General features: G+C 73.0%; 23 protein-coding genes. 11 read left to right on the top strand and 12 right to left on the bottom strand.

Going from position 1 to position 26,751, the window contains the following annotated elements:
• The 3 genes from PV343_RS23725 to PV343_RS23735 form a co-directional block, all read right to left on the bottom strand.
• Window positions 1-1,210, bottom strand: a 1,210-nt coding sequence (locus PV343_RS23725) for an MFS transporter (protein ID WP_319148967.1), incomplete at its 3' end; no start/stop codon positions are given.
• A gap of 145 nt (window positions 1,211-1,355) precedes the next feature.
• Window positions 1,356-2,312: a methylmalonyl Co-A mutase-associated GTPase MeaB gene (gene meaB / locus PV343_RS23730; protein ID WP_319148968.1), complete on the bottom strand. Its 957-nt coding sequence runs from the start codon at window positions 2,310-2,312 to the stop codon at window positions 1,356-1,358.
• 37 nt (window positions 2,313-2,349) lie between these two features.
• Window positions 2,350-3,549 (bottom strand): acetyl-CoA C-acetyltransferase, encoded by a 1,200-nt coding sequence (locus PV343_RS23735; protein ID WP_319148969.1) that lies wholly within the window; start codon window positions 3,547-3,549, stop codon window positions 2,350-2,352.
• A 149-nt stretch (window positions 3,550-3,698) separates the two neighbouring features.
• On the opposite strand from PV343_RS23735, the gene mce reads away from it, so the two are divergent.
• From mce to PV343_RS23770, 7 genes are all read left to right on the top strand, one after another.
• Complete coding sequence (gene mce / locus PV343_RS23740; protein ID WP_133920352.1) at window positions 3,699-4,139, top strand: methylmalonyl-CoA epimerase; 441 nt, start codon at window positions 3,699-3,701, stop codon at window positions 4,137-4,139.
• A gap of 208 nt (window positions 4,140-4,347) precedes the next feature.
• Window positions 4,348-8,196: a polarized growth protein Scy gene (scy, locus tag PV343_RS23745; RefSeq protein WP_319148970.1), complete on the top strand. Its 3,849-nt coding sequence runs from the start codon at window positions 4,348-4,350 to the stop codon at window positions 8,194-8,196.
• Between the two features lie 183 nt (window positions 8,197-8,379).
• Entirely contained in the window at window positions 8,380-9,315 is a 936-nt protein-coding gene (locus PV343_RS23750; RefSeq protein ID WP_020942294.1) for a cellulose-binding protein, read from the top strand.
• Window positions 9,316-9,610: 295 nt separating this feature from the next.
• Window positions 9,611-10,567, top strand: coding sequence for an ABC transporter ATP-binding protein (locus PV343_RS23755; RefSeq protein WP_319148971.1), 957 nt, complete (start codon window positions 9,611-9,613; stop codon window positions 10,565-10,567).
• A gap of 2 nt (window positions 10,568-10,569) precedes the next feature.
• Window positions 10,570-11,343 (top strand): ABC transporter permease, encoded by a 774-nt coding sequence (locus PV343_RS23760; protein ID WP_319148972.1) that lies wholly within the window; start codon window positions 10,570-10,572, stop codon window positions 11,341-11,343.
• Window positions 11,344-11,473: 130 nt separating this feature from the next.
• Window positions 11,474-12,745 (top strand): ABC transporter ATP-binding protein, encoded by a 1,272-nt coding sequence (locus tag PV343_RS23765; RefSeq protein WP_319148973.1) that lies wholly within the window; start codon window positions 11,474-11,476, stop codon window positions 12,743-12,745.
• Window positions 12,742-13,617, top strand: a complete 876-nt coding sequence (locus tag PV343_RS23770) for an ABC transporter permease subunit (protein ID WP_319148974.1) — start codon at window positions 12,742-12,744, stop codon at window positions 13,615-13,617. The genes PV343_RS23765 and PV343_RS23770 overlap by 4 nt, the downstream gene beginning before the upstream one ends.
• Window position 13,618: 1 nt before the next feature.
• Here PV343_RS23770 and PV343_RS23775 read toward each other — a convergent pair whose 3' ends face one another.
• Window positions 13,619-13,951, bottom strand: coding sequence for an ATP/GTP-binding protein (locus PV343_RS23775; RefSeq protein ID WP_319148975.1), 333 nt, complete (start codon window positions 13,949-13,951; stop codon window positions 13,619-13,621).
• A gap of 221 nt (window positions 13,952-14,172) precedes the next feature.
• On the opposite strand from PV343_RS23775, the gene PV343_RS23780 reads away from it, so the two are divergent.
• Window positions 14,173-15,201 carry an LLM class flavin-dependent oxidoreductase gene (locus PV343_RS23780; protein WP_319148976.1) on the top strand — a complete coding sequence of 343 codons (1,029 nt, stop codon included), beginning with the start codon at window positions 14,173-14,175 and terminating at the stop codon, window positions 15,199-15,201.
• A 134-nt stretch (window positions 15,202-15,335) separates the two neighbouring features.
• On the opposite strand, the gene PV343_RS23785 is transcribed toward PV343_RS23780, so the two are convergent.
• Window positions 15,336-15,728 (bottom strand): SCO5389 family protein, encoded by a 393-nt coding sequence (locus tag PV343_RS23785; RefSeq protein WP_020942287.1) that lies wholly within the window; start codon window positions 15,726-15,728, stop codon window positions 15,336-15,338.
• Between the two features lie 298 nt (window positions 15,729-16,026).
• On the opposite strand from PV343_RS23785, the gene nucS reads away from it, so the two are divergent.
• Window positions 16,027-16,698, top strand: coding sequence for an endonuclease NucS (nucS, locus tag PV343_RS23790; RefSeq protein WP_319148977.1), 672 nt, complete (start codon window positions 16,027-16,029; stop codon window positions 16,696-16,698).
• A 78-nt stretch (window positions 16,699-16,776) separates the two neighbouring features.
• On the opposite strand, the gene PV343_RS23795 is transcribed toward nucS, so the two are convergent.
• The 3 genes from PV343_RS23795 to PV343_RS23805 form a co-directional block, all read right to left on the bottom strand.
• Window positions 16,777-19,233 carry an ATP-binding protein gene (locus tag PV343_RS23795; protein WP_319148978.1) on the bottom strand — a complete coding sequence of 819 codons (2,457 nt, stop codon included), beginning with the start codon at window positions 19,231-19,233 and terminating at the stop codon, window positions 16,777-16,779.
• A gap of 271 nt (window positions 19,234-19,504) precedes the next feature.
• Window positions 19,505-19,828 (bottom strand): STAS domain-containing protein, encoded by a 324-nt coding sequence (locus tag PV343_RS23800; RefSeq protein ID WP_020942284.1) that lies wholly within the window; start codon window positions 19,826-19,828, stop codon window positions 19,505-19,507.
• Window positions 19,829-19,991: 163 nt separating this feature from the next.
• Entirely contained in the window at window positions 19,992-20,840 is an 849-nt protein-coding gene (locus PV343_RS23805; RefSeq protein WP_319148979.1) for a 3-hydroxyacyl-CoA dehydrogenase family protein, read from the bottom strand.
• Window positions 20,841-21,183: 343 nt separating this feature from the next.
• Here PV343_RS23805 and PV343_RS23810 point away from each other — a divergent pair, with 343 nt between their 5' ends.
• On the top strand, window positions 21,184-21,756 hold the full coding sequence (locus PV343_RS23810) for a cob(I)yrinic acid a,c-diamide adenosyltransferase (protein ID WP_317445437.1): 573 nt from the start codon (window positions 21,184-21,186) through the stop codon (window positions 21,754-21,756).
• 40 nt (window positions 21,757-21,796) lie between these two features.
• Here the strand turns inward: PV343_RS23810 and PV343_RS23815 are convergent, their stop codons facing one another.
• From PV343_RS23815 to PV343_RS23830, 4 genes are read right to left on the bottom strand one after another with little or no spacing between them, the layout of a single operon-like run.
• The gene (locus tag PV343_RS23815) at window positions 21,797-22,048 is read right to left on the bottom strand and encodes a hypothetical protein (RefSeq protein WP_319148980.1); all 252 of its coding nucleotides are present in this window, start codon (window positions 22,046-22,048) and stop codon (window positions 21,797-21,799) included.
• Entirely contained in the window at window positions 22,048-22,449 is a 402-nt protein-coding gene (locus PV343_RS23820) for a hypothetical protein (protein WP_319148981.1), read from the bottom strand. The genes PV343_RS23815 and PV343_RS23820 overlap by 1 nt, the downstream gene beginning before the upstream one ends.
• A 55-nt stretch (window positions 22,450-22,504) precedes the next feature.
• The gene (locus PV343_RS23825; RefSeq protein WP_319148982.1) at window positions 22,505-23,968 is read right to left on the bottom strand and encodes a sensor histidine kinase; all 1,464 of its coding nucleotides are present in this window, start codon (window positions 23,966-23,968) and stop codon (window positions 22,505-22,507) included.
• Window positions 23,965-24,660 (bottom strand): response regulator transcription factor, encoded by a 696-nt coding sequence (locus tag PV343_RS23830; RefSeq protein WP_319148983.1) that lies wholly within the window; start codon window positions 24,658-24,660, stop codon window positions 23,965-23,967. Before PV343_RS23830 ends, PV343_RS23825 begins: the two co-directional genes overlap by 4 nt.
• A 218-nt stretch (window positions 24,661-24,878) precedes the next feature.
• Between PV343_RS23830 and PV343_RS23835 the strand changes: the two genes are divergently transcribed.
• Window positions 24,879-26,705: a glycoside hydrolase family 18 chitinase gene (locus tag PV343_RS23835; RefSeq protein ID WP_319148984.1), complete on the top strand. Its 1,827-nt coding sequence runs from the start codon at window positions 24,879-24,881 to the stop codon at window positions 26,703-26,705.
• Window positions 26,706-26,751: the final 46 nt, after the last annotated feature.

The raw sequence follows: 26,751 nt of genomic DNA on the forward strand, positions 1-26,751 counted from the left end.
CCCCCTCGCGGCGCCGGGCGGCGGGCAGGGGTGACCGCCCGCCGAGCGCCGCGGCCAGGGCCGCCGCGAGGGCGGTGGCACCGGCCGCCGTGAAGCACACGGCCAGGGGGAACCGGCCGATCAGCAGCCCGGTCACCAGCGCTCCCCCTGCACACCCGGCGTTGACCGCCGTGTTCACCCACGCCCCGGCCTGTGTCCGGGACCCCTCGGCCGCGCTCTCGTCGGCCAGGAGGTACGCCGTCGTCAGCGCCGGGGCGATGAACGCCCCCGCGAGCGCCATGGCGCCCGTGAGTGACCACAGTCCGGGGGCCAGGCCGCCGGCCGCGACCACAGCCCCGAGACCCACCGCGAACCAGCACAGCCGGGTCCGCGCGTGAGCCCGCCACGCCACCGCCCCGTTGACCAGCCCGCCCACCGCGCTGCCCGCGGAGAGCGCGCCCAGCACCCAGGGCACGAGCGCCGGGTCGTAGGACCGTTCGGCGGCGAAGGCCGCCGCGAGGAGGTCCACCCCGCTGAGCGTCAGTCCGACCCCGAGGGCCACGGCCACCGGGGGCAGCAGGCCCCGGACGCCGGCGCGCCGGCCCTTTTCCGCCGCGGGGCGCGGACCCGGCATCACCGGAGACATGACGAAGGCGCAGGTGCCGCCCACGATCAGCAGCGCGCTCAGCAGGATCCCGGAGGCCGGCGGCGCGAATCCGACCAGCGCGCCGACCAGGACCGGACCGGAGACGTAGAGCAGTTCCTCGGCGACTCCGTCCAGGCTGTACGCACGCTGCAGCAGGGCCCGGTCGGGGACGAGATCGGCCCACAGGGCGCGCATGGTCGGGCCGAGCGGGGGCGCGCACGCCCCGGCGAGGGCGGCCGCCCCGGCCACGGCCGCCGCGTGCGCCCCGGGGCGCCAGGTCAGGGCCGCCAGGGCGCACAGCAGAACGCCGTACACCGCGGCCATGACCGGCAGGGCCCGGCGGGGGCCGTGCCGGTCGATCAGCGAGGCCCGGAAGGGCATCAGGAAGACCGTCATCGCCCCGAACAGGGACATCACCGCGCCGGAGACGGCGTAGGACCCGGTGGCGCGGGTGACGGACAGCAGAACGGCAAGGGAGACCGTGCCGTAGGACAGGCGCGCGGCGAGGGCCGCGGCGAAGGTGCGGCGCGCGTGCGGGACGCGCAGGACGGCGGCGTACGAGGGCCGCGAAGGGTGCGTGGACACGCGGGAATTCCTCTGCGGGAGGCGGGAGAGGGGACACCGAGGGACGCGAAGGCCGGTGATCGGCCTCGCGGTCCGGTGCGCTCTCTACGCCAGGAGGAGGAACATGTGGATCAATGTAGCGACACGGTCCGGCGGCCGCCAGGGGTCAGCCCTCGGTCAGGCCCGCCACGAGTTCGTCCGCCGCGCGGTAGGGATCGAGCTCCCCGGCGACGATCCGCTCCGCGAGCGCGCCGAGGCGTCGGTCGCCGTGCAGGTCGGCGATGCGCTCGCGCAGCGCGGTGACCGCGATGGTCTCCACCTCGCGGGACGCGCGCGCCGTGCGGCGCTCGGTGAGCACCCCGCGCTCCTCCATCCACGCGCGGTGCTTCTCCAGCGCCTCGACCACCTCGTCGACGCCCTGCCCACGGGCCGCGACCGTCTTGACGATGGGCGGCCGCCAGTCGCCCGGACCGCGGGACTCGCCCAGGCCCAGCATGTGGTTCAGCTCGCGGGCGGTGGCGTCGGCCCCGTCGCGGTCGGCCTTGTTGACGACGTAGACGTCGCCGATCTCCAGGATTCCGGCCTTGGCCGCCTGGATGCCGTCGCCCATGCCCGGGGCCAGCAGCACCACGCTGGTGTCCGCCTGGGAGGCGATCTCCACCTCCGACTGGCCGACGCCGACCGTCTCCACCAGGATCACGTCGCAGCCCGCCGCGTCCAGCACCCGGATCGCCTGCGGCGCCGCCCAGGCCAGGCCGCCCAGGTGACCGCGGGTGGCCATCGAGCGGATGTAGACCCCGGGGTCGGAGGCGTGGTCCGACATCCGGACCCGGTCACCGAGCAGCGCACCCCCGGAGAACGGCGACGAGGGGTCCACGGCCAGCACGCCCACGCGTTTGCCCTGTTTGCGGTACGCGGTGACGAGGGCGGAGGTCGAGGTCGACTTGCCGACACCCGGCGAGCCGGTCAGACCCACCACGTAGGCGTTGCCGGTCAGCGGGGCCAGTGCCGCCATGACCTCCCTGAGCTGCGGGGACGCCCCCTCCACCAGCGAGATCAGCCGGGCCACGGCCCGCGGCCGGCCGTCCCTGGCCTGGGCCACCAGAGAGGAGACGTCCTGCATCAAACAGCTCCGTTCACTTCACAGACGTAACTGGAACTCAGGCCTTCGGGACCCGCACGATCAGGGCGTCGCCCTGACCGCCGCCGCCGCACAGCGCGGCCGCGCCGACGCCGCCGCCGCGCCGCTTGAGCTCCAGGGCCAAGTGGAGCACGAGCCGGGCGCCGGACATGCCGATCGGGTGACCGAGGGCGATCGCGCCGCCGTTGACGTTCACCTTTTCCGTGGACACGCCGAGGTCCTTCATTGACTGCACGGCCACCGCGGCGAACGCCTCGTTGATCTCGATGAGGTCGAGGTCGGAGACCTCCAGGGCCTCCTTCTTCAGGGCGTGCCGGATGGCGTTGGACGGCTGCGACTGCAGCGAGTTGTCCGGCCCCGCCACGTTGCCGTGCGCGCCGATCTCGGCGAGCCACTCCAGGCCCAGCTCCTCGGCCTTGGCCTTGCTCATCACGACCACGGCGGCCGCGCCGTCCGAGATCTGCGAGGAGGAGCCGGCCGTGATCGTGCCGTCCTTGGCGAAGGCCGGGCGCAGCTTGCCGAGCGACTCCGCGGTGGTGTCGCCGCGGATGCCCTCGTCCTTGCTGAAGACGACCGGCTCGCCCTTGCGCTGCGGGATCTCGACCGGGGTGATCTCGGCCTCGAAGACGCCGTTCTTCTGCGCGGCGGCGGCCCGCTGGTGGGACAGGGCGGCGATCTCGTCCTGCTCGGGGCGCTGGATGCCGAGGCGCGTGTTGTGCTTCTCCGTGGACTCGCCCATGGCGATGTTCTCGAAGGAGTCGGTCAGGCCGTCGTAGGCCATCGCGTCGAGCATCTGCACCGCGCCGTACTTGAAGCCCTCGCGGGACTTGGGCAGCAGGTGCGGGGCGTTGGTCATGGACTCCTGGCCGCCGGCGACGACGATGTCGAACTCGCCGGCGCGGATGAGCTGGTCGGCCAGCGCGATCGCGTCCAGGCCGGACAGACACACCTTGTTGATGGTCAGCGCGGGGACGCTCATCGGGATGCCGGCCTTGACCGCGGCCTGGCGGGCCGGGATCTGCCCGGCGCCGGCCTGCAGCACCTGCCCCATGATCACGTACTGCACCTGGTCGCCACCGATACCCGCACGGTCGAGGGCGGCCTTGATAGCGAAGCCGCCGAGGTCGGCCCCGGAGAAGGACTTCAGCGAGCCGAGCAACCGTCCCATGGGCGTACGCGCGCCCGCGACGATCACCGAGGTGTTCGTTCCAGAAGACATGAGCTGCGATCCCCTTACCGGCCTGCACAGCCGAGGAGTGAACGAGGGTTTACTTCGAATGTACTGAGTGGCACTCCGTGCCGTCATCGGCCCGTCGGTGTGATCGCGCGCACGTTGCGTAACCACCGTCTTGGCGCTGCACTGATTCCATGCTGACGCGAATCGACCACATCGGGATCGCCTGCCACGACCTCGACGCGACCGTCGAGTTCTACCGGGCCACGTACGGCTTCGAGGTGTTCCACACCGAGGTCAACGAGGAGCAGGGCGTGCGGGAGGCCATGCTCAAGATCAACGAGACGTCCGACGGCGGCGCCTCCTACCTCCAGCTGCTGGAACCGACCAGGGAGGACTCCGCGGTCGGCAAGTGGCTGGCCAAGAACGGGGAGGGCGTCCACCACATCGCCTTCGGTACGGCGGATGTGGACGGGGACGCGGACGAGATCCGCGGCAAGGGCGTACGCGTTCTGTACGACGAGCCACGACGCGGCTCCATGGGGTCGCGGATCACCTTCCTGCACCCCAAGGATTGCCACGGCGTCCTGACAGAACTGGTCACTTCGGCCCCTGTTGAGTCGCCCGAGCACTGACCGCCGTACATATGGGCCGGTAGGGTTGGGGGCGGTCGTCCCCGAAGGCGGGGGGCGGCCGCATGCCGGGGTCCGGGTTTCGGGGGAAGAGCGTCGGGGCAGCAGCCCGTGCTCCGCCGTTGATCTGACACCATTCCCCGGGGGCCCCGTCCGGCGGATGGACGGAGCTCGTTGGAGAAGCTGACCAGGGGACGGATGGGACCGCGCAGTGCGGGGCTACGAGAGCCAGGAGCGAGAGCCGGCGGCTGACGTCGACCACCTCTCTCGGTTCGAGGCCGAGATGAAGCGGCTGAGGACCGAGCGGGAAAAGGCGATCCAGCACGCCGAGGACCTCGGCTACCAGGTCGAGGTGCTGCGCGCCAAGCTGCACGAGGCGCGCCGCACTCTGATGACCCGGCCCGCCTACGACGGCGGTGACATCGGCTATCAGGCCGAACAGTTGCTCCGCAATGCCCAGGTGCAGGCCGACCAGCTGCGTCAGGACGCCGAGCGGGAGCTGAGCCAGGTCCGCGCGCAGACGCAGCGCATCCTGCAGGAGCACGCCGAGCAGGCCGCCCGTCTGCAGGCCGAGCTGCACCAGGAGGCGGTCACCCGCCGCCAGCAGCTCGACCAGGAGCTGGCCGAGCGCCGCCAGACCGTCGAGTCGCACGTCAACGAGAACGTGGCGTGGGCCGAGCAACTGCGCGCCCGCACCGAGCAGCAGGCCCGCCGGCTGCTCGACGAGTCCCGCGCCGAGGCCGAGCAGGCCATGGCCACCGCACGCGCCGAGGCCGAGCGGCTCACCCGGGAGGCCCGCGAGCGCCTGCAGGGCGACGCCGAGGCCGCCCGCACCGAGGCCGAGCAGATCCTGCGCCGCGCCCGCACGGACGCCGAACGGCTGCTGAACGCCGCCTCCACGCAGGCCCAGGAGGCCACCGACCACGCCGAGCAGCTGCGCACCTCCACCATCAGCGAGTCCGACGCCGCCCGTCGGCAGGCCGCCGAGCTGAGCCGCGCCGCCGAGCAGCGCATGACCGAGGCGGAGGAGGCGCTGCGCAAGGCGCAGTCCGAGGCCGAGAAGCTGGTCACGGAGGCCGAGCAGGCCGCCTCGAAGACGCTGTCGAGCGCCGAGGCCGCCAACGAGACCCGCACGCGCACGGCCAAGGAACAGGTCGCCCGGCTGGTCGAGGAGGCCACCAAGGAGGCCGAGAACACCCGGTCCGAGGCCGAGCAGCTGGTCGCCGACGCGCGGGCCGAGGCCGAGAAGATCGTCGCCGAGGCGGCCGAGAAGGCCCGGGCGGTCACCGCCGAGGAGAGCGCGAGCCAGCTCTCCAAGGCGGCCAGGACCGCCGAGGACGTTCTCAACAAGGCGTCCGAGGACGCCAAGAAGACGACCAGGGCGGCGGCCGAGGAGGCCGAGCGGATCCGCACCGAGGCCGAGGCCGAGGCGGACCGGCTGCGCGCCGAGGCGCACGACATCGCCGAGGAGCTCAAGGGCGCGGCGAAGGACGACACCAAGGAGTACCGCGCCAAGACGGTCGAGCTGCAGGAGGAGGCCCGCCGGCTGCGCGGCGAGGCCGAGCAGCTGCGCGCCGACGCGGTCGCCGAGGGCGAGTCGATCCGCGCCGAGGCCCGCCGCGAGGCCGTGGCGCAGATCGAGGAGGCGGCCAAGTCCGCCGAGGAGCTGCTGGCCAAGGCCAAGGCGGACGCCGACGAGCTGCGGCAGAAGGCGACCGGGGACAGCGAGAAGGTCCGCACCGAGGCCATCGAGCGGGCCACCTCGCTGCGCCGGCAGGCCGAGGAGACCCTGGAGCGCGCCCGCAAGGAGGCCGAGCGGCTGCGCGCCGAGGCCGCCGAAGAGGTCGAGACGGTCCGGTCCGACGCCGAGCAGGCCGCGCGCGAGCTGCGCGAGGAGACCGAGCGGGCCGTCGAGGCCCGCCGTGTCGAGGCCGCGGGTGAGCTGACCCGGCTCCAGACGGAGACCCAGGAGCGGCTGTCGGCCGCCGAGCAGGCGCTCGCCGACGCCCGCGAGGAGGCGGCCCGGATCCGCCGCGAGGCCGGCGAGGAGGCCGAGCGGCTGCGCTCGGAGTCCGCCGAGCGGATCCGCGCGCTCCAGCAGCAGGCCGAGGCCGAGGCCGAACGGCTGCGCGACGAGGCCGCGGCCGACGCGTCCGCCTCGCGCGCCGAGGGCGAGACCGTCGCCGTACGCCTGCGCTCGGAGGCGGCCGCCGAGGCGGAGCGGCTCAAGGTCGAGGCCCAGGACAGCGCCGACCGGATGCGCGCCGAGGCGCAGGCCGCCGCCGAGCGGCTGGGCACCGAGGCGTCCGAGACGCTCGCCGCCGCCCAGGAGGAGGCGGCCCGGCGCCGCCGCGAGGCCGAGGAACTGCTCGGTGCCGCGCGGTCCGAGGCCGACCAGGAGCGCGAGCGGGCCCGCGAGCAGAGCGAGGAGCTGCTGGCCTCGGCGCGCAGGCGCGTGGAGGACGCGCAGACCGAGGCGACCCGGCTGGTCGAGGAGGCCGACCGGCGCGCCACCGAGATGGTGTCCGCCGCCGAGCAGCACGCGCAGCAGGTGCGGGACTCCGTCGCCGGGCTGCACGAGCAGGCGCAGGAGGAGATCACCGGGCTGCGCTCGGCCGCCGAGCACGCGGCGGACCGTACCCGCCGCGAGGCCGAGGAGGAGGCGGACCGGGTCCGCACCGACGCCTACGCGGAGCGGGAGCGGGCCGGCGAGGACGCCACGCGTCTGCGGCGCGAGGCGAACGAGGAGGCGGAGGCCGCCAAGGCGCTCGCCGAGCGCACGGTCGCCGAGGCCATCGCGGAGTCCGAGCGGCTGCGCTCCGACGCGGGCGACTACGCCCAGCGGGTGCGCACGGAGGCCTCCGACAAGCTCGCCGAGGCCGACCAGGCCGCGTCCCGCACCCGGGCGGACGCCCGCGAGGACGCCAACCGCATCCGGTCGGACGCGGCCACCCAGGCCGACACCCTCATCACCGAGGCGGGCAACGAGGCGGAGCGGCTGCGCACCGAGACGGCCGCCGAGGCCGAGCGGGTGCGCGTCGAGGCCGTCGCGCACGCCGAGCAGCTCGTCGCGGACGCCACCGGCGACGCCGAGCGGCTGCGCGCCGAGGCCGCCGAGAAGGTCGGCTCGGCCCAGCGGCACGCGGACCGGCTGCGCGCCGACGCCGAGCGGCTCGCGGCGGACGCGGAAGCGGCGGCCGAGCGGCTGGTGGGCTCCGCGCGCGAGGAGGCCGAGCGGACCCTGGACGAGGCCCGCCAGGAGGCCAACAAGCGGCGGTCGGAGGCGGCCGAGCAGGTCGACACGCTCATCACGGAGACCACGGCGGAGGCGGACAAGCTCCTCACCGAGGCCCAGCAGCAGGCGCTGCAGACCACCGCGGACGCCGAGTCGCAGGCCGACACGATGGTGGGCGCGGCCCGCAGCGAGGCCGACCGGATCGTCTCCGAGGCGACCGTCGAGGGCAACTCGCTGGTGGAGAAGGCCCGTACGGACGCGGACGAGCTGCTGGTCGGCGCCCGCCGGGACGCGACCGCCATAAGGGAGCGTGCGGAGGAGCTGCGCGAGCGGGTCACCGCCGAGATCGAGGAGCTGCACGAGCGGGCCCGCCGCGAGGCCGCCGAGACGATGAAGTCCACCGGCGACCGGTGCGACGCGCTCATCAAGGCGGCCGAGGAGCAGCTGTCCAAGGCGCAGGCGAAGGCCAAGGAGATGGTGTCGGAGGCCAGTTCCGAGGCGGGCAAGGTCCGCATCGCCGCCGTCAAGAAGGCCGAGGGCCTGCTCAAGGAGGCCGAGCAGAAGAAGGCCACGCTGGTCAAGGAGGCCGAGGAGCTGAAGGCCGAGGCGATCCGCGAGGCCCGGCGCACGGTCGACGAGGGCAAGCGCGAGCTGGAGATCCTGGTGCGCCGGCGCGAGGACATCAACGCCGAGATCTCCCGGGTGCAGGACGTCCTGGAGGCGCTGGAGTCCTTCGAGGCGCCGTCGTCCGGCAAGGAGGGCGGGGTCAAGGCGGGTGCCACCGTCGGTCCCCCTCGATCGGGTGGCAAGTCGTCGGAGAGCTAGGGAACGAGGTCGCTTCCGGGGCGGTCTGAGGGACTTTGCCCCGCTCTTTGGCAAGCCGTCCCGAGGTCAGCCACCCAAAAGAGGTGCCATTCTCCAGATCAAAACCGTATCCGCTCGATGACACACCGCTTCGGCCCCTAGGATTCCCCTTATCACCTCACCGGTCTCATTGACAGGAACCCCATGAGCGACACTTCCCCCTACGGCTTCGAGCTTGTGCGGCGTGGGTACGACCGCGCTCAGGTGGACGAACGTATCTCCAAGCTCGTCTCCGACCGTGACAGCGCTCTCGCCCGCATCACCGCTCTGGAGAAGCGCATCGAGGAGCTCCACCTCGAGACGCAGAACGCCCAGGCCCAGATCACCGACGCCGAGCCGTCGTACGCGGGTCTCGGCGCGCGGGTCGAGAAGATCCTGCGCCTCGCCGAGGAAGAGGCGAAGGACCTGCGTGAGGAGGCGCGGCGCGCGGCCGAGCAGCACCGCGAGCTGGCCGAGTCGGCCGCCCAGCAGGTCCGCAACGACGCCGAGTCCTTCGCGGCCGAGCGCAAGGCCAAGGCCGAGGACGAGGGCGTCCGGATCGTCGAGAAGGCCAAGAGCGACGCCTCCCAGCTGCGCGCCGACGCGCAGAAGGACGCGCAGTCCAAGCGCGAGGAGGCGGACGCCCTCTTCGAGGAGACCCGCGCCAAGGCCGCGCAGGCCGCCGCGGACTTCGAGACGAACCTGGCCAAGCGCCGCGAGCAGTCCGAGCGCGACCTGGCCTCGCGTCAGCAGAAGGCCGAGAAGCGTCTCGCCGAGATCGAGCACCGTGCCGAGCAGCTGCGCCTGGAGGCGGAGAAGCTGCGCACCGACGCCGAGCGCCGCGCCCGCCAGACGGTGGAGACGGCCCAGCGCCAGGCCGAGGACATCGTGGCCGACGCGAACGCCAAGGCCGACCGCATCCGGTCGGAATCCGAGCGCGAGCTGGCCGCCCTCACCAACCGCCGCGACTCGATCAACGCCCAGCTGACGAACGTCCGCGAGATGCTCGCCACGCTGACCGGCGCCGCGGTGGCCGCGGCCGGCTCCCCCGCCGAGGACGAGCCGATCTCCCGGGGCGTTCCGGCGCAGCAGTCCCGGTAGGTTCGGGCAGTCGCAGGACTCCGGAAGGGGCGGTGGGACCTGGTCCCGCCGCCCCTTCCGCGTGCGTGCCGGGCGTCGGCGCTGTAGCGGCCGGTGCGCACCGAGACGCCGTCGTCCTCGCCGACGCGGTGACCGTCGCGTGTGTCGAGGGGAGATGGAGCCGACGAAGGTCAGCGCGAACGCCAGGACGCCCGCGGTGGGCCCGGGAGCCGGAGCATATCCCGCGTGCCGGTGCCCGTGATCCTCTCCGCCCGTCCGAGTGGCAGCCCCCCAACAGCGGTCATAGCGTGGCCGCATGATCGAGCTGGAGGGGCTGACGAAGCGGTACGGCGAGAAGGTCGCCGTGGACCGTCTCACCTTCGCCGTGCGCCCGGGCATCGTGACGGGGTTCCTCGGCCCGAACGGCGCCGGGAAGTCCACGACCATGCGGATGATCCTCGGTCTCGACCGGCCCACCGCGGGCGACGTCCGGATCGACGGCCGGCACTACGCCGAGCTGACGGACCCGCTGACGTACATCGGGGCGCTGCTGGACGCCAAGGCCGTGCACGGCGGGCGGAGCGCCTACAACCACCTGCTCTGCCTCGCGCAGAGCAACGGCATCCCCGCGCGGCGGGTGGCCGAGGTGCTCGACACCGTCGGGCTGACCGCGGTGGCGCGGAAGAAGGCGAAGGGGTTCTCGTACGGGATGGGGCAGCGGCTCGGGATCGCGGCCGCGCTGCTCGGGGACCCGCGCATCCTGATGTTCGACGAGCCGGTCAACGGGCTCGACCCGGAGGGCATCCACTGGATCCGGAACCTGATGAAGTCGCTGGCCGCGCAGGGGCGGACCGTGTTCGTGTCGAGCCATCTGATGAGCGAGATGGCACTGACCGCCGATCACCTGGTGGTCATCGGACAGGGACGGCTGCTGGCCGACACCTCCATGGCCGACTTCATCCGGCAGAACTCGCGCAGTTATGTCCGGATCCGGTCCCCGCAGCGGGAGCGGCTCCTCGACGTGCTGCGGGAGGACGGGATCACCGTGGTGGAGACGGGCGGTGGCGCGCTGGAGGTGGAGGGCGGCAAGGCGGAGCGGATCGGGGAGCTGGCCGCGCGGTCCGGGATCGTGCTGCACGAACTGAGCCCGCGGCAGGCGTCGCTGGAGGAGGCGTTCATGCGGCTGACGGCCGAGTCGGTGGAGTACCACGCGCGCGCCGCCGGGCCCGCCCCGGCCGCGGGCGACCGGGGCGCCGGCTGGAAGGAGGCCTGACCATGGCGGCCGCGCAGGTCATCCGGTCGGAATGGACCAAGATCCGGTCGGTCGCGTCCACGGTGTGGACGCTGTCGCTGGCCGTGGTGGTCACCCTCGCGCTCGGGATGCTCATCTCCGCCCTGTCGAGGAGTCAGTTCGACAACATGCCCGTGACGGACCGGCTCTCCTTCGACCCCACGGTCGTCAGCTTCGCCGGCATGACCCTCGGCCAGCTCGCGATGATCGTGTTCGGGGTGCTGGTCGTGTCCAACGAGTACAGCACCGGCATGATCCGCGTCTCCCTGGCCGCGGTGCCCCGGCGCGGCACCTTCCTGTTCAGCAAGATCGCCGTGGCCACCGCGCTCGCCCTGCTCGTCGGCATGGTCACCAGCTTCGCCGCCTTCTTCCTCGGGCAGGCCATGCTCGGCCCCCTGGGCACCCGGATCGGCGACCCGGGCGTGCTGCGCGCGGTCGTCGGGGGCGGCCTCTACATGACCCTGATCGCGATGTTCTCCATGGGCGTGGCCGTGATGCTGCGCTCGCCGATGCTCTCGCTCGGCATCCTGATGCCGTTCTTCTTCCTGATCTCCACGATCCTCGGCAACGTGAGCGTCACGCGGAAGGTCGGCCGGTTCCTGCCCGACCAGGCCGGCAGCCGGATCATGCGGGTGGTCCCCCGGATCGGCGACGACACCCCCTACGGGCCGTGGGGCGGGCTCGGGATCATGGCGCTGTGGGTGGTCGCCGCGCTCGTGGGCGGCTACCTGCTGCTCAGGCACCGGGACGCCCAGTGAGCGACGGCCACGCGTTCGGACTTGGTCGGGCTTTACCCGCTCTTGAGCGGAACCGTCAGCGCCCGGATATCCTCCTAACCCTTACGGGGGCGTGTGCCCCGCTGTCCTGAACCTTTGATGGGTGCGGAGCATGATCGAGGCTGTAGGCCTGACGAAGCGCTACGGCGACAAGACCGCCGTGTACAACCTTTCCTTCCAGGTGCGGCCGGGGGCCGTGACCGGCTTCCTCGGGCCGAACGGGTCGGGCAAGTCGACCACCATGCGGATGATCCTCGGGCTCGACAACCCGACGTCCGGCTCGGTGACCATCGGCGGCTACCCGTACCGCAAGCTGCCCAACGCCCCCCGCCAGGTCGGCGCGCTGCTCGACGCCAAGGCGGTGCACGGCGGCCGGTCCGCCCGCAACCACCTGCTCAGCCTCGCCCAGCTCTCCGGCATCCCGGCCCGCCGGGTGGACGAGGTGCTCGGCGTGGTCGGCCTGCAGGAGGTGGCGCGCAAGCGCTCCAAGGGCTTCTCGCTCGGCATGGGCCAGCGCCTCGGCATCGCGGCCGCCCTGCTCGGCGACCCCCAGGTGCTGCTCTTCGACGAGCCGGTCAACGGCCTCGACCCCGAGGGCATCCTCTGGGTGCGCAACCTGATGAAGGCGCTGGCGGCCGAGGGCCGTACGGTCTTCGTCTCCTCGCACCTGATGAGCGAGATGGCGCTGACCGCCGACCACCTCATCGTGATCGGGCGCGGGCAGCTCCTCGCCGACATGAGCGTCAAGGACTTCATCTCCGCGAACTCGGCGGACTTCGCGCGGGTCCGCACCCCCGACACCGAGCCCCAGCTGCGCGAGAAGCTGTCCTCCGCGCTCACCGAGGCGGGCGGGCACGTCCTGCCGGAGCAGGACGGCGCGCTGCGGGTGACCGGGCTGCCGCTGCCCCGCATCAGCGACCTCGCGTACGAGGCGGGCGTCCGGCTGTGGGAGCTGTCGCCGCACCAGGCGTCGCTGGAGGAGGCGTACATGCGGATGACGCAGGGCGCCGTCGACTACCGCTCGACCATCGACCAGAAGGCGGGCCTGCAGCAGCCGCTGCCGCCGGGCGCCCAGCCGCCGATGCCGGTCCCCGGCCAGGGCCAGCCCGGCTGGTACGCCCCGCCGCCGCCCCAGCAGGGCGGACAGCCGTTCGCGATGCCGACGCCGCCCTCGGGCCCGTACGGCGGCGCCGCTCCGGCGCCCGGCTACGGCGCTCCGGGCGCCGGCGCCCCCAACCCGTACGCCGCGCCGGGCACCCAGGCACAGCCGGTTCCGCAGGCCCCGCAGACCGAGCCGCCCGCGGCCGCCCCGGCGCCGGCCGCCGCCCCGGCCCAGCCCGCTCCCGCCGCCCCCGCCCAGACCCAGCCCGAGGACGCCCGATGAGCACCCACCAGCCCCCGATGCCGCAGGGATCCCCCGCAGCGCCCGACCGGCAGGCGGCGCCCGGCGGGCCGTACCACGGCTACAGCTCGCCGATCCCGGTGGTGCGCACCCACCTCGGGCACGCCCTCGCCTCCGAGTGGACGAAGATCAAGTCGGTGCGCTCGACGATGTGGACGCTCGGCGTCTTCGTCCTGCTCGTGGTCGGCATCGGCCTGCTGGCCGGTGTCGCGGTCCGCGGCTCCGGCGACCTCGGTGGCACCAGCCCGCTGACCCTCGGGTTCTTCGGCCTGCTGATCGGCATGATGTGCATCATCACGCTCGGCGTGCTGACCACGGCGTCCGAGTACGGCACGGGCATGATCCGCACGACGATGACCGCGTGCCCGAGCCGGGCCCGGGTGCTGACCGCCAAGGCGATCGTGTTCTTCGTCATCGCCTTCGCGGTGACGCTGATCACCGTGTCGTTCGTGGCGATGGTGCAGACGTCCATGCTGGACGGCCAGGGCGCGCACTCCCCCTCCGGCGGGGAATGGCTGAAGGCCACGGTCGGCATCAGCCTCTACATCGCGCTGCTCGGACTGCTCTCGCTGCTCGTGGGCTCGATCATCCGGCACTCGGCGGGCGCCATCACCATCATGATCGGCGCCGTGCTCGCCCCGCTGGTGATCGCCCTGTTCATGAACGCCTCGTCGCTGGAGAAGGTGCAGAAGGCGCTGCTGGAGTACTCGATCCCGAGCCAGATGGGCGTCTTCTACGACAACACCCTGAGCTCGTCCGGCCCGACGGGCTGGGACCCGCTGTGGATCATGCTCGGCGTGACGGCGGCCGCGTTCGCCGGCGCCTGCGCGCTGCTGCAGAGCCGGGACGTGTAGCTCAGAACCTCGGCGCGTTACGGGACCGCTGCACCCTCGTGGTGCGGCGGTCCTTCGCGTTCCAGCACGCCTTGTGCCAGTGGCGGCGGTCGTCGACGCCCGCGTGCTCCGGCCAGGCCACCACGTGCGGGACGGCGGAGGGGATCAGCTGGTCGCAGCCGGGACAGCGGTAGGTCTTGCCCTGCACGCTCGCCCCCGCGACATGGCGCACGCTCCACTCCTCGCCCTGCCAGCTCTCGGTCGACTGCCAGCCGCCGTACCGGCCGGCGGAGTCGTCCTCGGCGCTCCGGCCGGACTCTCCGGCGGCCTTCGGTCGGTTGCGACGCGGAGACACGGGACACCTCTCGGGGCTATACAGGAAGCACGGACTGCATCCAGCCTACGCGGCTTCCGGACGGGTACCCGAAGCGCTCCAACCCGTACAAGTCCCCCTCCTGGACGGCCCATTCTGCAGACAATCCGCAAATCCCTCCGCCAGGCCGTGTCCTCGGCACGTGTCAGACGGTTATGCCGGGTGGGGGAGCTCCGGTCGGAGCCAAGGAAGCAGGAAATGCGATGCACGTAGGTAGTTTTGTGCTGGCGGCACAGTTCCCGGGGCAGGGCCAGGGCGAGGCGCTGCACCGGGCGGTCCGCGCGGCGGAGGTCAGCGAGGAGGCCGGGCTGGACGCGGTGTGGCTGGCGGAGCACCACTTCGTCCCGTACGGCACCTGCCCGTCCGCCGTCACCCTGGCCGCGCTGCTGCTCGGCCGCACCCGCCGCATCCGTGTCGGCACGGCGGTCAGCGTACTACCCACCGCGCACCCGGTCGCGCTCGGCGAGCAGGCGGCGCTGCTGCACCTGACGAGCGGCGGACGGTTCACGCTCGGCGTGGGGCGCGGCGGTCCGTGGGTGGATCTGGAGGTGTTCGGCTCGGGCGTCGGCGCGTACGAGCACGGGTTCCCGGAATCACTCGATCTGCTGGTCCGCTGGCTGAGCGAACCGTCGGTGTCGGCCGCGGGAGAGCGGTTCTCCTTCCGCGAGGTGCCCGTCGTGCCCCGTCCGTCGGAGGCGCTGACGGACACACCCGGGCCGGAGGTGGTCGTCGCCTGCACCTCGCCGTCGACCGTGCGGCTGGCCGCCGAGCGCGGACTGCCGATGCTGCTCGGGATGCACATCGGGGACGAGGAAAAGGCCGAGATGGTCGCCCTGTGGCGGCAGTTCGCGCGGGCCGCGGGGCGGCCGGCCGAGGAGATCACGGGCGCGGCCCATGTCTCGGCCGGCGTCTGCCAGATCGCGGACCGGCGCAGCGACGCGGCGGAGACGCTGCTGAAGGCCATGCCGGGCTGGCTCAAGCAGGGCCTCGACGCGCATGTCACGGTCGACGGCCGGGCGCGCGCGATGCGCGATCCGCTCGCGTACACCGAACTGCTCTGCGGACTGCACCCGGTGGGCACCCCGCGGCTCGCCGCCGACCGGCTCGCGGCCACCTCGGAGCGCACCGGCATCTCCCGCTTCGCCCTGCTCGTCGAGGGCTCCGGCGACCTCGCGGCCACGGAGGAGAACCTGCGGCGGATCGGCGCCGAGGTCCTGCCGCAACTACGCTGAGCGGCCGCCGGCTCCCCCGGGGGCACGGGCGCGTCACGGCACAACGGGGGCTTGCCGCCCCAGTACGCACGCACCTCCCCCGGGCGGAGCGGCAAGCACCGGGCCCACTGCGGAAGCGGCCCGTCGATCGCGCGTCAGCAGTCCCGGAACTCCGGCGACTGGTTCAGCAACTGGCTGCGCACCGAGGTGAAGCGGGCCAACGTCTCGTCGACCGAGGCGTCCAGCGGGAACACCGCCACCCGGTGGCAGTTCTGGAAGGCCAGCCGCACCCCGAAGTGCCGCTGCAGGGCGCCGCGTATGGCGTCACTGGCGAGCGCGCGCAGCAGCTGACCCCGTGCCTGCTCGTCCGGCGGGGGCGTCTGGTTGTCGGCGAAGGAACCGCCGTCCACCTTCAGCTGGGCCACCAGGGAGCTGATCATCTCCCACGCATAGGGCAGGGAGGTCCGGACGCAGTCGACGAATGCTGCTTCGTCGACCTCGCCTCGCTCGGCCTGTTCGAGTAGGGCCGGTGAGACGTCGAGCGACATGGGTTCTCCTCTCGCACCCCCGACGAGCAGGGGTTGCCGGACAGATGCGGAAGTTCGCGATATCGAACACGCTCAGTACACACGTCGCGACCTCCCGTTCTCTACGGTAGGCAACGGTCGGTGACCACACCAGCAGATTGCGTATATGGAACGGTCCCTTTGGGCCCACAATCGGCCAAGGATGAACAAGAGTTACCAGGATGAATAGGGTGGCCCAGCGGGACGCGGGGGACGGCGGAGAGGGACGGGAGCAGGGCGAATCGCGAGCACCCGCGGGCGTCGAGTAGCGTTGCCGACCATGCGTCTCGTCATTGCCCGATGCTCGGTCGACTACGCCGGCCGACTCACCGCCCACCTGCCCTCGGCGCCCCGCCTGATCCTGGTCAAGGCGGACGGCAGCGTCTCCATCCACGCGGACGACCGGGCCTACAAGCCCCTCAACTGGATGTCGCCGCCCTGCACGCTGAAGGAGGGCGCGGGCGAGGACGAGGGCGTCTGGACCGTCGTCAACAAAGCGGGCGAGAAACTGATCATCACGATGGAGGAGATCCTCCACGACTCCTCGCACGAACTCGGCGTGGACCCCGGCCTGATCAAGGACGGCGTGGAAGCGCACCTTCAGGAACTCCTCGCCGACCGCATCGAGACGCTGGGCGACGGCTACACCCTGATCCGCCGCGAGTACATGACCGCGATCGGACCGGTGGACATCCTGTGCCGGGACGCGGACGGCGGGACGGTCGCCGTGGAGATCAAGCGGCGCGGTGAGATCGACGGCGTCGAACAGCTCACCCGCTACCTCGAACTGCTGAACCGCGACCCGCACCTCGCCCCGGTCCGCGGTGTCTTCGCCGCCCAGGAGATCAAGCCGCAGGCCCGGGTCCTCGCCACGGACCGGGGCATCAACTGCCAGATCCTGGACTACGACGCCCTGCGCGGCATCGAGGACGACAAGCTCAGGCTGTTCTGACCGGGCGGCGCCGGGCAGCACCGGGCAGCGGCACGGAGGCCGGGGGCCGTCGCCACGCGGCGACGGCCCCCGGCCGTCCTACATCACCGGGGCGGAACTGCCCGCCGTGCCGTCCGGGGACGAAGGGCCGCTCGCCGAGTCGCTGGTCGACGGGGTGCTGCCGGACGGCGTCACCGACGGGGAGGCCGAAGGAGACGTCGAGGGCGTGCCGGACGGGGAGGACGACGGCCGGGTCGACCTGGTCGGCGTCGGAGTCGGGGAACCCGGCTTCCGCGTGGTCCTCGACGGCTTCGGCGTCGTGCCCCCGCCTCCCGGCGTCCGCGAACCGCTCGGGTGGACCGTCGGACCGGTGGTGGCCGCGGTCGACGCCGGGTCGTCCGAGGTGCCGTAGGTGCCGTCCGGACCCGGGTCCGTCGGGCTGCTGCTCGGGGTGGTCGTACGACCGCCGCCGCCGGTGTCCTTCGCCGGGTCGGCGCCCAGGCTGCCGTCGTCCAGGTCCTGGCTCACCGACGGGTTGACCTCGACCTTGCCGGCCGGGTCCTTCCCGGAGTCCTGACCGGACGTCATGCCCAGCGTGACGACCGTGCCGAGCACCACCGCGAGCAGCGCGCCCGAACCGGCCGCCACCAGGTTGCGGCGGGCCGGCCGGCGCATCCCGCCGGCGGACCCGGCGGTGGCAGGCCGGCGGGTCACCAGGGTGGCGCCCGTGAGCTCGTGGGAGCCGTGGAGCGCGGGCACCCCGCCCGGCGGCGACGCCGACTCCTCGTGCCGCGCGTCCGGCACCTCCTCGCCCGCCGTCGACGGCATGCCGGGCGCCTCGCCCGAGAGGTCGGCGACCAGCGCCAGCGCGCGCCGCCCGGCCACCGCGCCCCGCTTGTCGGCGAGCGCCCCGCGCAGGCCGCCCGCCGTCTCCAGCTCGGCCCGGGACCGGTCGAGACGGCCCTCGCAGAGCGCGAGGACCCCCAACTCGTGGTGGAAGTAAGCCTCGTCCGCCGCCTCGCCGGACGCCAGACAGGCTTCGGCGCCGAGCCGCAGCGCCCGCTCCCAGGCGCTCCAGTGCAGGCCGGTGGCGAAGGCGGGGGCGGCCGTGCGGGCGAGCCGGACGGCGACGCTCTCCTCGTCCTCGGCCGGCGGCACCGTGGCGGGCACCACGACGGTGAGCGCGGCGAGCACCGCGTCGGCCTCGGCGCCGACCCGCTCCGGGGTGACCGAGGGGTGTCCGGCCCACCAGGCGTAGTGCTCGGCCGCGGTGAGCGCCTGGGCCGGGGCGTCGGCGTCGTAGCCGGCCGCCTCCAGCTGGGCCTGCACACCGGCCGCGAGACGGTAGCGGGCGCCCACCGGGGAGACCAGCCCGCAGCCCGCCAGTTCGCCGAGCGCGGCGTCCGCGTGGGTGTCACCCACCAGCGCGGGCAGATGGGCCTGGTGCGGCACCTCGCCGCCGAGGGCGACGGCGAAGCGGAGCGTGGCACGGGCGGAGGCGCTGAGCCGGGAGGCGAGCAGGGGCGCGGGCGCCGCCGCCTCGGCGAGCGAGGGCAGCGGCACCCGCTCGGCCTCCGCCTCGTCGAGCGCCGCGTCGCCGAACACGTCCTCGACGGGGGGCCGTACGTCCTCGAAGACGCCGTACTCGTCCACCGCGCCGGTGCTGGCCCGCAGCTGCTCGCGCTGCCGCAGCAGGGCGCCGGCCTGGACGAACCGCAGGGGCAGCCCCTCCGACTCGAACCAGAGGTCGCCCGCCCAGTTGGCCTCCTCCTCGGAGAGCACGCGGCCGACGGCGCGCTCCAGGATCTCCACGCCGGCCGCGCGGTCGAGTCCGCCGAGGAAGACCTCCTCGACCTCGGAGTCCGCGGTGGGCGCGGGGACGTCCGGGGTGGCACCCAGCAGGAAGGCGCACTCGGGGGTGGCGTCGAGCAGCTCCTCCAGGGCGGCGCCGCCGAACTCCAGGTCGTCCACGACGACGACCGCGCCGATCTCACCGACCAGTTCGAGCAGTTCCTCCCGCTCCGGCCGGTGGCGCGGGGCGTCGTGGACGGCGTGGAAGAGGTCGTGGAGCAGATCGGTGGCCGTGCGCCGGAAACCGGTGAGCCGGACGACGCCGTCGGGGGCGAGGTCCAGGCAGTCGTCGGCGACGAGGTCGAGCAGCGCGGTGCGGCCGGAACCGCCCGGGCCGGTGAGGCGCACGGAGCGGCCGCGGGCCAGCAGGCGGACCAGGCGCTCGCGTTCGTCCTGGCGTTCCAGGAGGGCGAACGTGGGCAGCGCCGGACCCGCGGGGACGGGAGGCCGGGCGGCACGCTCGGTCTCGGCACGCTCGGCGGCGGTGCGCTTGCGGGGCCGGCCGGGCCGCTCGTGCGGCGGGCAGGGCTCGATCTCGCTGCCGTCCACGGGGTTGACGGTCAGCAGGAAGTCGCCGGAGACGAGCTGCGCCGTGCGGACGACCGCGGGCGTGCTCTGGCCGAAGTCGGAGGTGAGGGATTCCCGGGGCGGGCGGCGGCCTGGAGCCTGGCCCTGCTCCTCGGGTCCCGGAGTGATCGGGTCCATGGGTTCAAGCCCCCCAAAAGCGTCGTGTGCCCTCATCAGGCGGCCCCTCCCGGCCTGTTGCACACACCGTGCTGTCGCTTCTGGTCCGGGCCCGCTCGAGGGTTCATGAGGCTGCGGGCGACCGAACCCTAAACCTTCGCACAGTATCCACGACAGGGCGGGGTGCCGCGCGGCCCGAGACGTCACGGTCCGGTGAGGATTGCCCTCGACGTGCGGTTCGGCGGCTGCGTCCGGCTCCTGCCCGACGCCCGGTTCACACCCGATCGCGGCCTTACACCCGGGGCAGCGACTCCACGCCGATGCCGCCCTCGATGGCGAGGATGCGGTGCAGCCGGGTGGCCACCAGCAGGCGCTGCATCTGCGGCGGGACACGGCGCAGGACCAGGCGGCGCCCGCAGCGGCCGGCCCGCCGGTGGGCACCCATGATCACGCCGAGTCCGGTGGCGTCCCAGGAGTCCAGTTCGGACAGGTCGAGCACCAGGTCACCGACTCCGTCGTCGACGGCCGAGTGCAGGGCCGTACGGGCGTCCGCCGCGCTGCGGACGTCGAGGCGGCCCCCGACGACCAGCTCGGCGTGGTCGCCCCTGATGTACATATGCGCTCCCCGTTGAGTGCGGTGTGCGTACTCCGTGTCGGTGCTCATGTTGTGCAACGTCTGACTGCTTGAGTGGCAGAGTGGTTGCTGTTTGTAAGCGAACCGATACCGAATTCACCCCCGAGAGTGATGCTCCCGGGGCGTGCGTCCGGTCGTGTACGGGTCAGTACTTGTAGAAGCCCTGCCCGCTCTTGCGCCCGATGTCACCGGCGTCCACCATCCGGCGCATCAGCTCCGGCGGGGCGAACTTCTCGTCCTGGGACTCGGTGTAGATGTTGCCGGTGGCGTGCAGCAGGATGTCCACGCCGGTCAGGTCCGCCGTGGCCAGCGGGCCCATGGCGTGCCCGAAGCCCAGCTTGCAGGCGAGGTCGATGTCCTCGGCCGTGGCGACGCCGGACTCGTAGAGCTTGGTCGCCTCGACGACGAGGGCGGAGATCAGCCGGGTGGTGACGAAGCCGGCGACGTCGCGGTTGACGACGATGCAGGTCTTGCCGACCGACTCGGCGAACTCGCGGGCCGTGGCGAGGGTTTCGTCGCTCGTCTTGTAGCCGCGGACCAGCTCGACGAGCTGCATCATCGGCACCGGCGAGAAGAAGTGCACGCCGACCACCCGCTCGGGGTGCTCGGTGGCCGCCGCGATCTTGGTGATCGGGATGGCGGAGGTGTTGGAGGCGAGCACGGTGTCCGCGCGCACGATCTTGTCGAGCGCGCGGAAGATCTCGTGCTTGACCTCCAGCTTCTCGAAGACGGCCTCGACGACGATGTCGGCGTCGGCGGCGGCGTCCAGGTCGGTGGTCGCGGTGATGCGGGCGAGGGCGGCCTCGGCGTCGTCCGCCGCGAGCTTGCCCTTGGCGACGAACTTGTCGTACGAGGCCTTGATGCCGTCGGTGCCACGCTTGAGCGCCTCGTCGGTGACGTCCCGCAGGACGACGTCCCAGCCGGCCTGCGCGGCGACCTGGGCGATGCCGGACCCCATGAGACCGGCCCCGATGACGGCGAGCTTCCCTGCCACTCCGACTCCCTTGTACGCGTTCGACGTCTGCCTCTTCGGCGGACATTAGCGCTCGCGTGGCGTCTTGAGGACGGTAAGTAATGCGTGTCACTGTCTCAGCGAGTGAGACACCCGTCACGTCCTGTGCGGCGGCCCCGGCGCTCCTCCCGACGGCCTTCCGGGCGCGTCCGCGGTCCTGCCGGCCGGGGCCTCAAAGCCCCGTCGCGGCCCCCTGGTTGCCCCTGCGGGCGGCCTCCTCGCGCACGGGTCCGCCGCGCCGTGGAGGCCCCCGCCGGCCGGGAGGCGCGCGCCGTAGGGCCGGGAGGCGTGTTCCCTACCGCCGGGGTGTAACTACGCTGGTCGCATGGTCAATCTGACGCGCATCTACACCAGGACCGGCGACCGGGGCACCACCGCCCTCGGGGACATGAGCCGAGTCGCCAAGACCGATCTGCGGATCTCGGCGTACGCCGACGCCAACGAGGCCAACGCGGTCCTCGGCACGGCGATCGCGCTGGGCGGTCTGGAGGCGGAGGTCGTCGAGGTCCTCACCCGCGTCCAGAACGACCTGTTCGACGTGGGCGCGGACCTCTCCACGCCGGTGGTGGAGAACCCGGAGTTCCCGCCGCTGCGGGTGGAGCAGTTCTACGTCGACCGGCTGGAGGCGGACTGCGACCGCTTCAACGAGCGGCTGGAGAAGCTGCGCTCCTTCATCCTGCCCGGCGGCACGCCCGGCGCTGCCCTGCTGCACCAGGCGTGCACGGTCGTGCGCCGCGCCGAGCGCTCCACGTGGGCGGCCCTTGAGGTGCACGGCGAGCACATGAACCCGCTCACCGCGACCTACCTCAACCGGCTCTCGGACCTGCTGTTCATCCTGGCCAGGATCGCCAACAAGGAGACCGGGGACGTGCTGTGGGTGCCGGGCGGGGAGCGCTGAGACTCCCCCGCCCGGTCCCCTCGCGCCGGTCACGCCCGGCTCAGCGGTCCGTGCCGCCGGTCGCGTCGTCGGCCGCGTCCCGGTCGGCCGCCGCGGCCGCGGACTCGGCGGCGTCGACCTTCTTCCGCATCTCCGCGTAGCCCGAGGACGTGCCCGGGAGGGACGCGGAGGCGGAGGGCGTGGAGGAGGTCGGCGCCTTCGGCGCGGCCCCGTCGTGGTGCGCGCAGCCCGCGACGAGCGTGACCAGCAGCGCCGCCGCCGACAGTGCCGCCCACCCGGCGCGCGCCCGCATCAGCCCGCCGCCTTGCCGGTGCCGTTGTCCCGGCACCAGGTCCGGACGTCGTTCAGGTCCTTCTGCCGCTGCTTCAGGTTCGTCACCAGGGACTTGCGGAAGTCCAGCCGGTCCTGGAGGAACGTGGCGATCTCGGTGTGGCCCGCCTGTTTCGCGTTGTCCACGCGCCGCTGCAGCCGCGCCACCGAGCCGCGCCGGCCGGCTCCCGCGTCCAGCCGCTTCAGGGCGCGCTCGATCCGGCGGTCGAGCTTCGGCACCCGCTTGCACAGGGCGCGCGCCCCGTCCCCCGTGGGGCCGGGTGCGGGGGTGGCGTCGGCGGCGGCCGCGCCGGTGGTGCCCGCGAGCACGGCCGCCGCGGCGAACCCGGCGAGCAGCGTGCGGGTGCCTCGTCGTGCGTTCATCCGTCTCTCCGTTCCGTTCCCGGACGGGCCTGTCGTCCGTCCGCCGGTACGGAGGCTAGGAACGGTCTTTGGGGAAACTCTGTGACCGGTCTGCCCGGGCTGTCCCGATCAGCCAGTCCCGCCGGTCGGGCGGGGTGCCGTCGCCCGAGGGCAGCCGTATCTCGAAGCGTGCCCCGGTGCCGTCCGGCGCGTCGGTCACCAGGGCGCTCCCCCGGTGCAGTGCCGCCTGCTGGGCGACGAGGGTGAGGCCGAGGCCGGAGCCGGGGCTGTGCGGGCCCCGCCGGAACCGCTCGAAGATCCGGTCGCGGGCGTCGGGCGGCACCCCGGGGCCCCGGTCGGTCACGGTGATCAGCACCTGTCCGGCCTCGGCCCTCACGCCGACCGCCACGGTGGCCCGGCCGTCCGCGTCCCGGCCGTGGGCCAGGGCGTTGGCGAGCAGGTTGTCGAGCAGCAGCCGCAGCCCGGCCTCCCAGCCGTGCACGGCGGGGCCGGGCGGCGCGTCCAGGGTGATCACGGCGTCCGGAGCGCGGCGCCTGGCCTCGGCGACCGCGGTGTCGGCGAGGTCCGCGAGGTCGACGTCGTGGAAGGCGTCCGCGTCGACCAGGTCGCCGCGGCCCAGCTCGCGCAGCATCACCAGCAGGCCGAGCAGCCGGGCGTGTTCGCGGCGCAGGTCGGTGACGATCTCGCCGCGGTCGGCGGCGGGCAGGCCGGGGTGGTCGGCGAGGATGTCGAGGTTGGTGCCGATGCTCATGAGCGGGGTGCGCAGTTCGTGCGCGGCGGCCGAGGAGAAGGAGCGGGCGGTGTCCAGGGCCTGGGCGGTGCGCGCGGCCTGCTCGTCGTAGCGGGCGAGGACGGTGCGTACGGTGGCGGCGAGTTCGTCGACCTCGCGCACCCCGGTGTGCTCCCCGGGCGGCCGGGCCGTGCTGGTGCGCGGGTCGAGTCCCGCGGTGCGCCGGGTCAGTCGGCGCAGGGGTGCGCTCGCGCCGCTGGCCAGGCCCCAGGCGAGCAGTCCGGACAGCGGGGCGGCGAGCAGTGCGGTCAGCAGCACCCGGCGCCGGACGAGCCGGACCCGGGTGCGCTCCGCGGTGTCGGGCGCGAACACCCACAGGGTGCCGGTGGCGCGGGCGGTCCGCACCGGCCGGGCCAGGGCGCGCCAGTCGCGGCCGGCCGCGTGCACGGTCACCGGCCCGGCGGTGCGCGGCGGCAGGGGCACGGCGGGGCCGGGCTGGGGGCCGCCGCTGAAGGTCGCTCCGGGGGTGACGACGCGTACGCCGACGTCGAGGGCGGCGCTGTAGAGCTGCCGCTCGCGGGTGTCGGCCGCCTTGGGCCGGCCGTTCGAGGCGGCCCGCAGCAGGGCCCGGGCGTCGGGTGCGACGGCCGCCGCCCGCTGGCGCAGTTGCCGGTCCTCGGCGCCGCGCAGGTCCCGGGCGACGAGGTGGAGCAGCAACCAGCCGGAGGCCAGGACCAGGAGCGGGACGGTGCAGCCGACGGCGAGGCCGATCCTGGTGGAGAGCCTCACGGGGTCTCCCGCAGGACGAAGCCGACACCGCGCACCGTGTGGATCAGCCGGGGGTGTCCGCCGGCCTCCAGTTTGCGCCGCAGGTAGCTGACGAAGGTGTCGACGGCGTCGGTGCGCACGTCGAAGTCGTAGCCCCACACACGTTCCAGGAGCTGGTCGCGGGTGAGGACGAGACCGGCGTTGCGGGCGAGCACCTCCAGCAGTTCGAACTCGCGGCGGGTCAGCTCCAGCGGCCGTCCGGCGCGCTCGGCGGTGCGGGCGGCGGGATCGATCACGAGGGCGGCGACGCGCAGCACCTCACGGCCGGTGGGCGGCCGGCGGCGCAGCAGGGCCCGCAGGCGCAGCACCAGTTCCTGGAGGGCGAAGGGCTTGACCAGGTAGTCGTCGCCGCCCGCCTGGAGTCCCGCGATGCGGTCGGCGGTCTCGTCGAGCGCGGAGAGCATCAGCACGGGCAGGTCCCGGCCCTCGTCCCGGAGCCGGGTGCACACCTCGATGCCGCTCATCCCGGGCATCGACACGTCGAGCACCAGGACGTCGGGGGCCACGTCCCGGACCGCGGCCAGGGCCCCGGGGCCGCTGTCGGCGGTGCGGACGGTGAAGCCGCTGAGCCTGAGCCCCCGCTCCAGCGAGCGCCGGATGGCCTCGTCGTCGTCCACGACCAGCACGGTCCCGGGGCGTGTCGGCTCGCTCATGTGCCCTCCCTCGCTCATCGCCCGGACAGAGTACGGCCCCCGGCCTGGGGCGCTTCCCAAGAGGCTCCTGTGATGCGGGAGTTGGTGATCAAGAGGGGCGAACAGGCAAGTGGTCCAGACCTATTGACCTGTGGTCCAGACCTTTCTATTCTCGCGGCACCGTGGGCGTGAAGGCTCAGTCATGCCCCTGACACCCCCGATGAAGAGGGAGGCGCAGCATGCGCTTCAGACACAGAGCCGCGGCAGGGTTCGCGACCCTGTTGCTCCCCCTGGCCGGCCTGGTCGGTCTCGCGAGCCCCGCCCAGGCCGCGACCAACGCGACCGCGAGCTTCGCCAAGACCAGCGACTGGGGAACCGGCTTCGGCGGTCAGTGGACCATCAAGAACACCGGTACCAGCAGCATCAGCTCCTGGACCGTCGAGTGGGACTTCCCCTCCGGCACCTCCGTGACCTCGGCGTGGGACGCCGACGTCACGAACTCCGGCACCCACTGGACCGCCAAGAACAAGTCCTACAACGGCACCCTCGCCCCCGGCGCCTCCGTCTCCTTCGGCTTCAACGGCGCGGGCCCCGGCTCCCCGTCCAACTGCAAGCTGAACGGCGACAGCTGCGACGGGACGACGGTCCCCGGCGACGCGGCCCCCTCCGCGCCCGGCACCCCGACCGCCTCCGGCATCACCGACACCTCGGTGAAGCTCAGCTGGGGCGCGGCCACCGACGACAAGGGCGTCAAGAACTACGACGTGCTGCGCGACGGCAGCAAGGTCGCCACGGTCACCGGCACGTCCTACACGGACAGCGGTCTGACCGCCGGCACCGACTACTCCTACACCGTGCAGGCCCGCGACACCGCCGACCAGACCGGTCCGGTCAGTGGCGCGGTCAAGGTGCACACCACCGGCGGCGGCACCACTCCCCCGCCCACCGGCGGTGACAAGGTCAAGCTCGGCTACTTCACCGAGTGGGGTATCTACGGCCGGAACTACAACGTCAAGAACCTGGTGACGTCCGGCTCCGCCGCGAAGATCACCCACATCAACTACGCCTTCGGCAACGTCACCAACGGCCAGTGCGCCATCGGCGACTCCTACGCCGACTACGACAAGGCGTTCACCGCGGACCAGTCGGTCAGCGGCGTGGCCGACACCTGGGACCAGCCGCTGCGCGGCAACTTCAACCAGTTGCGCGAGCTGAAGGCCAAGTACCCGAACCTCAAGGTCATCTGGTCCTTCGGCGGCTGGACCTGGTCCGGCGGCTTCGCGCAGGCGGCGGCCAACCCGACCGCCTTCGCCCAGTCCTGCTACAACCTGGTCGAGGACCCGCGCTGGGCCGACGTCTTCGACGGCATCGACATCGACTGGGAGTACCCGAACGCCTGCGGCCTGTCCTGTGACACCAGCGGTGCGGCCGCGTACAAGAACGTGATGTCGGCGCTGCGCGCCAAGTTCGGCTCCAAGGCCCTGGTCACCTCCGCGGTCACCGCCGACGGCTCGGCCGGCGGCAAGATCGAGGCCGCGGACTACGCGGGCGCCGCCCAGTACGTCGACTGGTACAACGTGATGACGTACGACTTCTTCGGCGCCTGGGACGCCAAGGGCCCGACGGCCCCGCACTCCCCGCTCACCTCGTACTCCGGCATCCCGAAGGACGGCTTCACCACCGCCGACGCGATGGCCAAGTACAAGGCGATCGGCGTCCCCGCGAGCAAGCTGCTCATCGGCATCGGCTTCTACGGCCGCGGCTGGACCGGCGTCACCCAGGACGCCCCCGGCGGCACCGCCACCGGCCCGGCCACGGGCACCTACGAGCAGGGCATCGAGGACTACAAGGTGCTCAAGACGTCCTGCCCGGCCACCGGCACCGTCGCGGGCACGGCCTACGCGCACTGCGGCGGCAACTGGTGGTCCTACGACACCCCCGCCACCATCGCCTCCAAGATGACCTGGGCCAAGAACCAGGGCCTGGGCGGCGCGTTCTTCTGGGAGTTCAGCGGTGACACCAGCAACGGTGAGCTGGTGAGCGCCATCAACAGCGGACTGAGCTGACCGCTCCCGCCGCACGACCGCCGCGGGCGGGCCCAAGGGCCCGCCC

Origin of the sequence: Streptomyces sp. WI03-4A, assembly GCF_033792105.1 — a bacterium.
GTDB lineage: Bacteria > Actinomycetota > Actinomycetes > Streptomycetales > Streptomycetaceae > Streptomyces > Streptomyces collinus_A.

Excerpts from the sequence above, each read along its gene's own strand:
- meaB (WP_319148968.1), bottom strand. The coding sequence starts at position 2,312 with ATGCAGGACGTCTCCTCTCTGGTGGCCCAGGCCAGGGACGGCCGGCCG.
- nucS (WP_319148977.1), top strand. The coding sequence starts at position 16,027 with ATGCGTCTCGTCATTGCCCGATGCTCGGTCGACTACGCCGGCCGACTC.
- PV343_RS23760 (WP_319148972.1), top strand. The coding sequence starts at position 10,570 with ATGGCGGCCGCGCAGGTCATCCGGTCGGAATGGACCAAGATCCGGTCG.
- mce (WP_133920352.1), top strand. The coding sequence starts at position 3,699 with ATGCTGACGCGAATCGACCACATCGGGATCGCCTGCCACGACCTCGAC.
- PV343_RS23835 (WP_319148984.1), top strand. The coding sequence starts at position 24,879 with ATGCGCTTCAGACACAGAGCCGCGGCAGGGTTCGCGACCCTGTTGCTC.
- PV343_RS23810 (WP_317445437.1), top strand. The coding sequence starts at position 21,184 with ATGGTCAATCTGACGCGCATCTACACCAGGACCGGCGACCGGGGCACC.
- PV343_RS23820 (WP_319148981.1), bottom strand. The coding sequence starts at position 22,449 with ATGAACGCACGACGAGGCACCCGCACGCTGCTCGCCGGGTTCGCCGCG.
- PV343_RS23780 (WP_319148976.1), top strand. The coding sequence starts at position 14,173 with ATGCACGTAGGTAGTTTTGTGCTGGCGGCACAGTTCCCGGGGCAGGGC.
- PV343_RS23830 (WP_319148983.1), bottom strand. The coding sequence starts at position 24,660 with ATGAGCGAGCCGACACGCCCCGGGACCGTGCTGGTCGTGGACGACGAC.
- PV343_RS23770 (WP_319148974.1), top strand. The coding sequence starts at position 12,742 with ATGAGCACCCACCAGCCCCCGATGCCGCAGGGATCCCCCGCAGCGCCC.
- PV343_RS23785 (WP_020942287.1), bottom strand. The coding sequence starts at position 15,728 with ATGTCGCTCGACGTCTCACCGGCCCTACTCGAACAGGCCGAGCGAGGC.
- PV343_RS23750 (WP_020942294.1), top strand. The coding sequence starts at position 8,380 with ATGAGCGACACTTCCCCCTACGGCTTCGAGCTTGTGCGGCGTGGGTAC.
- PV343_RS23755 (WP_319148971.1), top strand. The coding sequence starts at position 9,611 with ATGATCGAGCTGGAGGGGCTGACGAAGCGGTACGGCGAGAAGGTCGCC.
- PV343_RS23765 (WP_319148973.1), top strand. The coding sequence starts at position 11,474 with ATGATCGAGGCTGTAGGCCTGACGAAGCGCTACGGCGACAAGACCGCC.
- PV343_RS23795 (WP_319148978.1), bottom strand. The coding sequence starts at position 19,233 with ATGGACCCGATCACTCCGGGACCCGAGGAGCAGGGCCAGGCTCCAGGC.
- PV343_RS23800 (WP_020942284.1), bottom strand. The coding sequence starts at position 19,828 with ATGTACATCAGGGGCGACCACGCCGAGCTGGTCGTCGGGGGCCGCCTC.
- PV343_RS23815 (WP_319148980.1), bottom strand. The coding sequence starts at position 22,048 with ATGCGGGCGCGCGCCGGGTGGGCGGCACTGTCGGCGGCGGCGCTGCTG.
- PV343_RS23735 (WP_319148969.1), bottom strand. The coding sequence starts at position 3,549 with ATGTCTTCTGGAACGAACACCTCGGTGATCGTCGCGGGCGCGCGTACG.